The 6,060-nt window shown below is 70.6% G+C and carries 11 protein-coding genes and 1 riboswitch; of the genes, 7 read left to right on the top strand and 4 right to left on the bottom strand.

Annotation, left to right across the window (positions count from 1 at the left end):
- Nucleotides 1-188: 188 nt before the first annotated feature.
- Together AC1DY2_RS13730 and AC1DY2_RS13725 are read left to right on the top strand one after the other, a co-directional pair.
- Nucleotides 189-425 (top strand): helix-turn-helix domain-containing protein, encoded by a 237-nt coding sequence (locus AC1DY2_RS13730; protein WP_309980098.1) that lies wholly within the window; start codon nt 189-191, stop codon nt 423-425.
- The gene (locus AC1DY2_RS13725; RefSeq protein WP_476762942.1) at nt 418-921 is read left to right on the top strand and encodes a hypothetical protein; all 504 of its coding nucleotides are present in this window, start codon (nt 418-420) and stop codon (nt 919-921) included. Before AC1DY2_RS13730 ends, AC1DY2_RS13725 begins: the two co-directional genes overlap by 8 nt.
- A gap of 7 nt (nt 922-928) precedes the next feature.
- Here the strand turns inward: AC1DY2_RS13725 and AC1DY2_RS13720 are convergent, their stop codons facing one another.
- The 4 genes from AC1DY2_RS13720 to AC1DY2_RS13705 all read right to left on the bottom strand — a co-directional run bounded on the left by AC1DY2_RS13720 (nt 929) and on the right by AC1DY2_RS13705 (nt 4,004).
- Complete coding sequence (locus AC1DY2_RS13720) at nt 929-1,357, bottom strand: GNAT family N-acetyltransferase (protein WP_476762941.1); 429 nt, start codon at nt 1,355-1,357, stop codon at nt 929-931.
- 72 nt (nt 1,358-1,429) lie between these two features.
- On the bottom strand, nt 1,430-2,056 hold the full coding sequence (locus AC1DY2_RS13715) for a CoA-binding protein (protein WP_476762940.1): 627 nt from the start codon (nt 2,054-2,056) through the stop codon (nt 1,430-1,432).
- Nucleotides 2,053-3,348 carry an O-acetylhomoserine aminocarboxypropyltransferase/cysteine synthase family protein gene (locus tag AC1DY2_RS13710; RefSeq protein WP_309980094.1) on the bottom strand — a complete coding sequence of 432 codons (1,296 nt, stop codon included), beginning with the start codon at nt 3,346-3,348 and terminating at the stop codon, nt 2,053-2,055. Before AC1DY2_RS13710 ends, AC1DY2_RS13715 begins: the two co-directional genes overlap by 4 nt.
- 98 nt (nt 3,349-3,446) lie before the next feature.
- Nucleotides 3,447-4,004 (bottom strand): cysteine hydrolase family protein, encoded by a 558-nt coding sequence (locus tag AC1DY2_RS13705; protein ID WP_476762939.1) that lies wholly within the window; start codon nt 4,002-4,004, stop codon nt 3,447-3,449.
- A 111-nt stretch (nt 4,005-4,115) separates the two neighbouring features.
- Between AC1DY2_RS13705 and AC1DY2_RS13700 the strand changes: the two genes are divergently transcribed.
- The 5 genes from AC1DY2_RS13700 to AC1DY2_RS13680 form a co-directional block, all read left to right on the top strand.
- Nucleotides 4,116-4,415 carry an antibiotic biosynthesis monooxygenase family protein gene (locus AC1DY2_RS13700; RefSeq protein WP_476762938.1) on the top strand — a complete coding sequence of 100 codons (300 nt, stop codon included), beginning with the start codon at nt 4,116-4,118 and terminating at the stop codon, nt 4,413-4,415.
- 89 nt (nt 4,416-4,504) lie between these two features.
- A riboswitch (guanidine-III (ykkC-III) riboswitch) is annotated at nt 4,505-4,571 on the top strand.
- Between the two features lie 13 nt (nt 4,572-4,584).
- Complete coding sequence (locus AC1DY2_RS13695; protein WP_476762937.1) at nt 4,585-4,908, top strand: DMT family transporter; 324 nt, start codon at nt 4,585-4,587, stop codon at nt 4,906-4,908.
- Nucleotides 4,909-5,088: 180 nt separating this feature from the next.
- Entirely contained in the window at nt 5,089-5,556 is a 468-nt protein-coding gene (locus AC1DY2_RS13690; protein ID WP_476762936.1) for a hypothetical protein, read from the top strand.
- Nucleotides 5,550-5,783 (top strand): helix-turn-helix transcriptional regulator, encoded by a 234-nt coding sequence (locus AC1DY2_RS13685; protein ID WP_309980084.1) that lies wholly within the window; start codon nt 5,550-5,552, stop codon nt 5,781-5,783. The genes AC1DY2_RS13690 and AC1DY2_RS13685 overlap by 7 nt, the downstream gene beginning before the upstream one ends.
- Nucleotides 5,780-6,060: alcohol dehydrogenase catalytic domain-containing protein (locus AC1DY2_RS13680; RefSeq protein WP_476762935.1), on the top strand; the 281-nt coding region annotated here is incomplete at its 3' end. The genes AC1DY2_RS13685 and AC1DY2_RS13680, both read left to right, overlap by 4 nt.

Here is a 6,060-nt window from a genome sequence, read left to right as displayed (position 1 = left end):
GTCCTCGACCACGACCGGACCGAGCACGCCGACGCGCGGTCGGCGGGATCGGTCAGGCTGCACGCGCACGAGCCTACCCGCGCCCAGGTGGCCGATGCGCGGTTCGGGACCGTCGGAGGTGCCGTCGACCACGGAGGAGATACGCAACATGGGTTGACAATACCAGCTGAGCAACCTAGGTTGCTCATATGACCCCTCGAACTCCGGAACCGATCGGCGCCGAAGCCGACGACCTCGCCGCCGTCGTGGCGCTGCGCGAGCTCGCCGACCGGCTCGAGGACGCCGCCGTCGAGCGGGCCATGCGCTCGGGCTGGAGCTGGACGCAGGTCGCCGAGGCGCTCGGCGTCACCCGGCAGGCCGTGCACAAGAAGCATCACCGGCGACTCGATGCCGCCGGCATCGAACTGAGGAGACGCAATGCGTGACGTACCCGGCCCGGTCGACGGCGCGATGGACGTGGGCCTCAAGCAGGTGGTCCTGCGCACGATCGACGAAGCCGCCCGGCGCGGCGCGGCGAACGTCGAGGCGGAGCACATGCTGCTCGTGATCTCGGCCGGCGACGACGTCGCGGCCAGGACGCTCGCCGAGTTCGGCCTCGATCATGCCGCCGTGGAGGCTGCACTCGACGCCGAGCGTTCCCGCGCCCTCGAGGTCGCGGGCGTCGCCCCCATCGCCGAGGATCGACTGCGCTCCACGCGGCGGACCCGACCGGGCTGGGGTGCTTCCCTGCGCGATGCCCTGCGTCGTGCCGACTTCCGCACGAATCGCGCACGCGGCCGCACGCGCGAGGAGCGCGAGCAGCTCGCGATCGCCGCGGCCCTGCGGGGCGTGCTCCTGGCCGATCTCGGGACCGTGCCGCGGGCGCTCGCCTACGCCGGCGTCGACCGGCGCGCGCTCATCGCACGCCTCGAGCGCGGATGAGCGTCGGTCATCGCATCGCCGCGCCCATGCGAGCCATCCACTGGTCGGGATTGGGCACCGGCCCGAAGCCGTACCGCTCGTAGAGGCCGTGCGCGTCCGCCGTCGTGAGGGCGATGCGCTTCAGGTCGAGCGGTGCGAGTTCCGCCATGACGCCGTCGATGAGCGCGATCCCGACCCCGCGCCCACGAGCCTCCACGGCGACGAACACGTCGCAGAGCCAGGCGAACGTCACGCCGTCGGTGATCACGCGCGCGTACGCGAGCTGCGACCCGGTGCGGGTGTCGTAGATGCCGTAGTTCCGGGAGGCCGCCATCGCGGCGTCGTGCGACTCGCGGCTGCGTCCGGCGGCCCAGTACGACTCCTCCGCGAGCCACGCGTGCACCCGATCGCGGTCGAGGCGAGCGGGATCCGACGAGAATTCGATGTCCAGCGGCATCCCTCGATCGAATCGCCGTGACCGAAGCCGGTCAAGAGGCCGATCCGGCATCGGTGGACTGGTCGGTCGGGGTCAGCGCACCGTCTTGCGGGCCGTGATCTGCCCGGTGTCGAAGCCGAGCAGGTGCAGGCCGCCGTGGAAGCGGGCGTGCTCCACCTTGATGCAGCGGTCCATGACGACGGTGAGCCCCTGCTCCTCGCCGTAGTACGCCGCATCCTGGTTCCAGATGCCGAGCTGCACCCAGATCGTCTTCGCGCCGGCGGCGACGACCTCGTCGACGACCTGCGGGATGTCGCTGCCACGGCGGAACACCACGACGATGTCGGGCACCTCGGGCAGGTCGGTCAGGCTCGCGTACGCGGGCTCGCCGAGGATTTCGGTGGCGTTCGGGTTCACGAAGTACAGGCGGAAGTCGCTCGACTGCTGCAGGTAGGTGCCGACGAAGTAGCTCGATCGCGCCGGGTTCGGCGACGCGCCCACGATCGCGACCGACTTGGCCGCGTTGAGGATCTTCAGGCGCTGCTTCGCGTCGGGCCCGATCCACGTGCGCTGCGACTTGAGCAGCTTCGCGAGCGGCGAGCCGGCCGGCAGGTCGCACGAGAGGCCGTTGACGAGGCGCACGGTCTCGAGGTCGGCGGATGCCGCGGCATCCGCGTCGGACGGAAGGGTCGTGGTCGTGGCATCCGTCGCCGTGCTCATCGTGCTCCTCCTGTCGCGGCCGTCAGGGCCTGGTCGAGATCGTCGATGATGTCTTCAACGTCTTCGATGCCCACGCTAATCCTCACGACCCCCGGCAGCACCCCCGCGTCGACGAGCTGCTGCTCGGTGAGCTGGGCGTGCGTGGTCGACGCCGGGTGGATGATGAGCGTCTTCGCATCGCCGATGTTCGCGAGGTGGGAGGCGAGGTTCACCGACTCGATGAGCTGCTGGCCGACCGCGCGGCCGCCCTTCACCTCGAAGCTGAACACCGAGCCCGGACCCTTGGGCAGGTACTTCTGCGCACGGTCGTGGTGCGGGTGGTTCGGCAGGCCCGCCCACCAGACGCGCTCGATGCGCGGATCGGCCTCGAGCCACTCGGCGACGGCGCGGGCGTTGTCGACGTGCGCTTGGATGCGGTACGGCAGCGTCTCCACGCCCTGGGCGAGGAGGAACGCCGAGTGCGGCGCGAGCGCCGGGCCGATGTCGCGCAGCTGCTCGGCGCGCAGGCGCGTGAGGAACGCGTACTCGCCGAAGTTGCCCGACCACTGCAGGCCCCCGTAGCTCGGCACCGGCTGCCCGAAGAGCGGGAACTTCTCGGAGTGCCAGTCGAACCGGCCCGACTCGACGACCACGCCGCCGAGCGTCGTGCCGTGCCCGCCGAGGAACTTCGTCGCCGAGTGCGTGACGATGTCGGCGCCCCACTCGATGGGGCGGTTGAGGTAGGGCGTCGGGATCGTCGAGTCGACGATGAACGGGATCCCGTGGGCGCGCGCCACGTCGGCGAGGCCCTCGAGGTCGGCGATCTCGCCTGACGGGTTCGCGATCGTCTCGACGAAGAGCGCTTTCGTCTGCTCGGTGATCGCCGCGGCGTAGTCGGCGGGGTCGGCGGAGCGCACGAAGGTCGTCTCGACCCCGAACCGGCGCAGCGTGACGTCCAGCTGCGTGATCGAGCCGCCGTAGAGGTTCGCCGACGCGACGATGTGGTCGCCGGCGCCCGCGAGGCTCGCGAACACGATGTACTGGGCGCTCAGGCCCGACGCGGTGGCGACGGCGCCGAGGCCGCCCTCGAGGCTGGCGACGCGCTCCTCGAAGCTCGCCACGGTGGGGTTCGCGAGCCGCGAGTAGATGTTGCCGTACTTCTGCAGGGCGAACCGGGCGGCGGCATCCGCGGTGTCGTCGAAGACGAAGGCGCTCGACTGGTAGATCGGCAGCGCGCGGGCTCCCGTCACCTGGTCGGGGATGTTGCCCGCATGGATGGCGCGGGTCTTGAAGCCGAATTCGCGGTCTGCCATGCGTTCACGCTACTGCGGGCCGCCGCGGCATCCGCTCGCTGCCGTAATGCGGGGCAACGGATGCCGCGGGGTCCCGCCGGCGTCGAGGTCGATGCTGCTCAGCCGAGCACCTCGTCGGTGGTCACGACCCGGGCGAAGCCGCCGCCGGCGAGGTTCACCGCCGTCGCGCGCGCCAGCTCGGACGCCGTGAGGCGCACGCCGCCCGGCCCCTCGAGGTCGAACGTGTGCGTCGCATCGATCGGCAGCACCACGTCGTAGCCGAGGTTGCCGCCCATGCGCGCCGTGGTCTCGACGCACATGTTCGTCTGGATCCCGGTGATCACGAGCTGGCGGATGCCGCGGTCCTGCAGCCACGCGTGCAGGTCGGGATCGCCGTAGAACGCCGAGTTCACCTGCTTGGTCACGAACAGGTCGTGCGGGGCATCCGCCACGACGTCCTTCAGCGCGTTGCCGGGCGTGCCGCGGCCGAGCGGCGAGCCGGGCGAGGCCGAGTCGTGCCGCACGAGCACGATCGGCCGCGAGGCGTCCGCCCACGCGGCGACCAGGCGCCCGATGTTCGCCTCGGCGTCGGGGTTGTCGCGCTCGCCCCAGGAGAGGTCGTCGAACCCCTGCTGCACGTCGATCACGATGAGGGCGGCGGTGTCGTCGAAGTCCATGCCCTCATGATGCCTCGCCGGCGGTCCGCGGTTCGGGCTGGGGGCTGCCAATCCCCAGCCGACGCCTGCCAGTCGGTCGGATGCCGCGGCGGGGCCGCTAGCGTGGAGCCGGTGATCCTCGAACACGCCATCCTGCCCGTGACGCCCGGCCGCGAGGCCGACTTCGAAGCCGCGCTCGCCGCGGCGACGCCGATCATCGCCGGGATGCCCGGCTTCGTCGACCTGCGGGTGTCGCGCTCCATCGAGACGCCGAACGAGTACCTGCTCCTCGTGCACTGGGAGAGCGTCGAGGCGCACGCCGTCGGGTTCCGCGGCTCGCCCGAGTACACGCGCTGGCGGGAGCTGCTGCACGGGTTCTACGATCCGTTCCCGGTGGTCGAGCACTTCGCCGAGGTGCTCGCGCTGCCGTGAGCGCCGGGTGAGCCGAGCGGATGCCGCGGGCGCGCCGCCGCGGCATCCGCTGCCCATGCACTGCACAGGGGCGGTTGCTAGCCTGTCTGCCAGGTCGCCCGACGGCGGCCCCGGACGAGGGAATCCAGTACCCGGAACGCGACAAGACTGGCCATGGGAGTGAACCGTCATGGCGTGGGTCGTGCTGATCGTGTCCGGAATCCTCGAGGCCGTCTGGGCCACCGCACTCGGGAAGTCCGAGGGCTTCACGAAGCTCTGGCCGTCGGTGGTGTTCTTCGGCGCGCTCGCCCTCTCGATGGGCGGCCTGGCGTGGGCGATGCGCGACATCTCGACGGGCACGGCGTATGCGGTGTGGGTCGGCATCGGTGCGGCGCTCACCGTCGCCTGGGCGATGATCACGGGCGACACGGATGTCTCGTGGGCGAAGCTCGCGCTCATGGCGGGCCTCGTCGGCTGCGTGGTGGGGCTGAAGCTCGTCGACGGCGCGCATTAGCCGCCGCGCCGCGCCCGCACGATCGAGTGGATGCCGAACCTGCGTTCTGTCGTCAGTACGTGCGGGTTTGGCATCCGCTCCTCACGCTTGTGGGACTGAGTGTCAAGAATTGTTGACATCGTGTCGTCAGAGCTTTACATTGGGCGCGTAAAGAATTCTTGACATTGGAGCGTGAGCCGCATGGAGCGACGAAGTCGGCGCGAGCACGAGTCGTCGGTGTCGTACGAGGAGAAGGGCACCTGGGTCTACCTCGTCGTCGCCGTCGTCGGCAGCACGGTGTACCTCTCGCTGGTGCTGCCCGCGCTCCTGAGCGGAACCCCCGTCGACGAGATCGACTACGTGCCGGCGATGCTGTGGGTGATCGGCGGCGCGATCGTGGCGTCGATCGTCGGGCGGGTCCTCGTCGAGGTCTTCTCGCCGAGCGAGAGCACTCGGGGCGACATCCGCGACAAGGAGATCGACCGCCTCGGCGAGCGCGTCGGCAGCTCGTTCGTCATCATCGGCGCCCTCGGTGCGCTCGTGCTCGCGATGCTCGACGCCGACGGGTTCTGGATCGCGAACACCGTCTACTTCTGCTTCGTGCTCTCGGCGATCCTCTCGAGCATCACCAAGATCGTCGCCTACCGCCGGGGCGTGCCGACGTGGTGAAGCCCACGAGGGTCACGAACGACATCCGTGCGCTGCGGTTCCGCGCCGACGAGATGACGCAGGCCGAGCTCGCACGGCGACTCGGCGTGACCCGCCAGACCGTCATCGCCATCGAGCAGGGCCGGTACTCGCCGTCGCTCGAGATGGCGTTCCAGATCGCCGGGGTGTTCGGGGTCCCGCTCGACGACGTCTTCCAGTACCCCGACGAGCAGGGAGCAGGATCATGAGGGTCGCCGAATATACGCAGTACGGACCGCCGGAGGTCGTGGGCATCGCCGAGCGGCCCGAGCCACACGCAGTAGGCGGCGAGCTCCGCGTGCGGGTGCACGCGGCCTGCGTGGGCGCGGCCGACGCCGCGGCACGGTCGGGCTCGCCCTGGTTCGCCCGACTGGCCTTCGGGCTTCGCGCACCGCGGCGGTCCGTGCTCGGCTCGGACTTCGCCGGCATCGTCGACGAGGTCGGGCCGGGCGTCGCGCGCTTCGCCGTCGGCGACCGGGTGTTCGG

The organism is Agromyces sp. P1_H4, assembly GCF_056405255.1.
The sequence above is the reverse complement of the archived record's forward strand: the minus strand, read 5'-3'. Positions and strand labels throughout refer to the sequence as shown.

What these genes read in the sequence shown, in the direction of transcription:
- AC1DY2_RS13730 (WP_309980098.1), top strand. Translation starts at nt 189, where the DNA reads ATGACCCCTCGAACTCCGGAACCGATCGGCGCCGAAGCCGACGACCTC.
- AC1DY2_RS13715 (WP_476762940.1), bottom strand. Translation starts at nt 2,056, where the DNA reads ATGAGCACGGCGACGGATGCCACGACCACGACCCTTCCGTCCGACGCG.
- AC1DY2_RS13695 (WP_476762937.1), top strand. Translation starts at nt 4,585, where the DNA reads ATGGCGTGGGTCGTGCTGATCGTGTCCGGAATCCTCGAGGCCGTCTGG.
- AC1DY2_RS13720 (WP_476762941.1), bottom strand. Translation starts at nt 1,357, where the DNA reads ATGCCGCTGGACATCGAATTCTCGTCGGATCCCGCTCGCCTCGACCGC.
- AC1DY2_RS13690 (WP_476762936.1), top strand. Translation starts at nt 5,089, where the DNA reads ATGGAGCGACGAAGTCGGCGCGAGCACGAGTCGTCGGTGTCGTACGAG.
- AC1DY2_RS13725 (WP_476762942.1), top strand. Translation starts at nt 418, where the DNA reads ATGCGTGACGTACCCGGCCCGGTCGACGGCGCGATGGACGTGGGCCTC.
- AC1DY2_RS13705 (WP_476762939.1), bottom strand. Translation starts at nt 4,004, where the DNA reads ATGGACTTCGACGACACCGCCGCCCTCATCGTGATCGACGTGCAGCAG.
- AC1DY2_RS13710 (WP_309980094.1), bottom strand. Translation starts at nt 3,348, where the DNA reads ATGGCAGACCGCGAATTCGGCTTCAAGACCCGCGCCATCCATGCGGGC.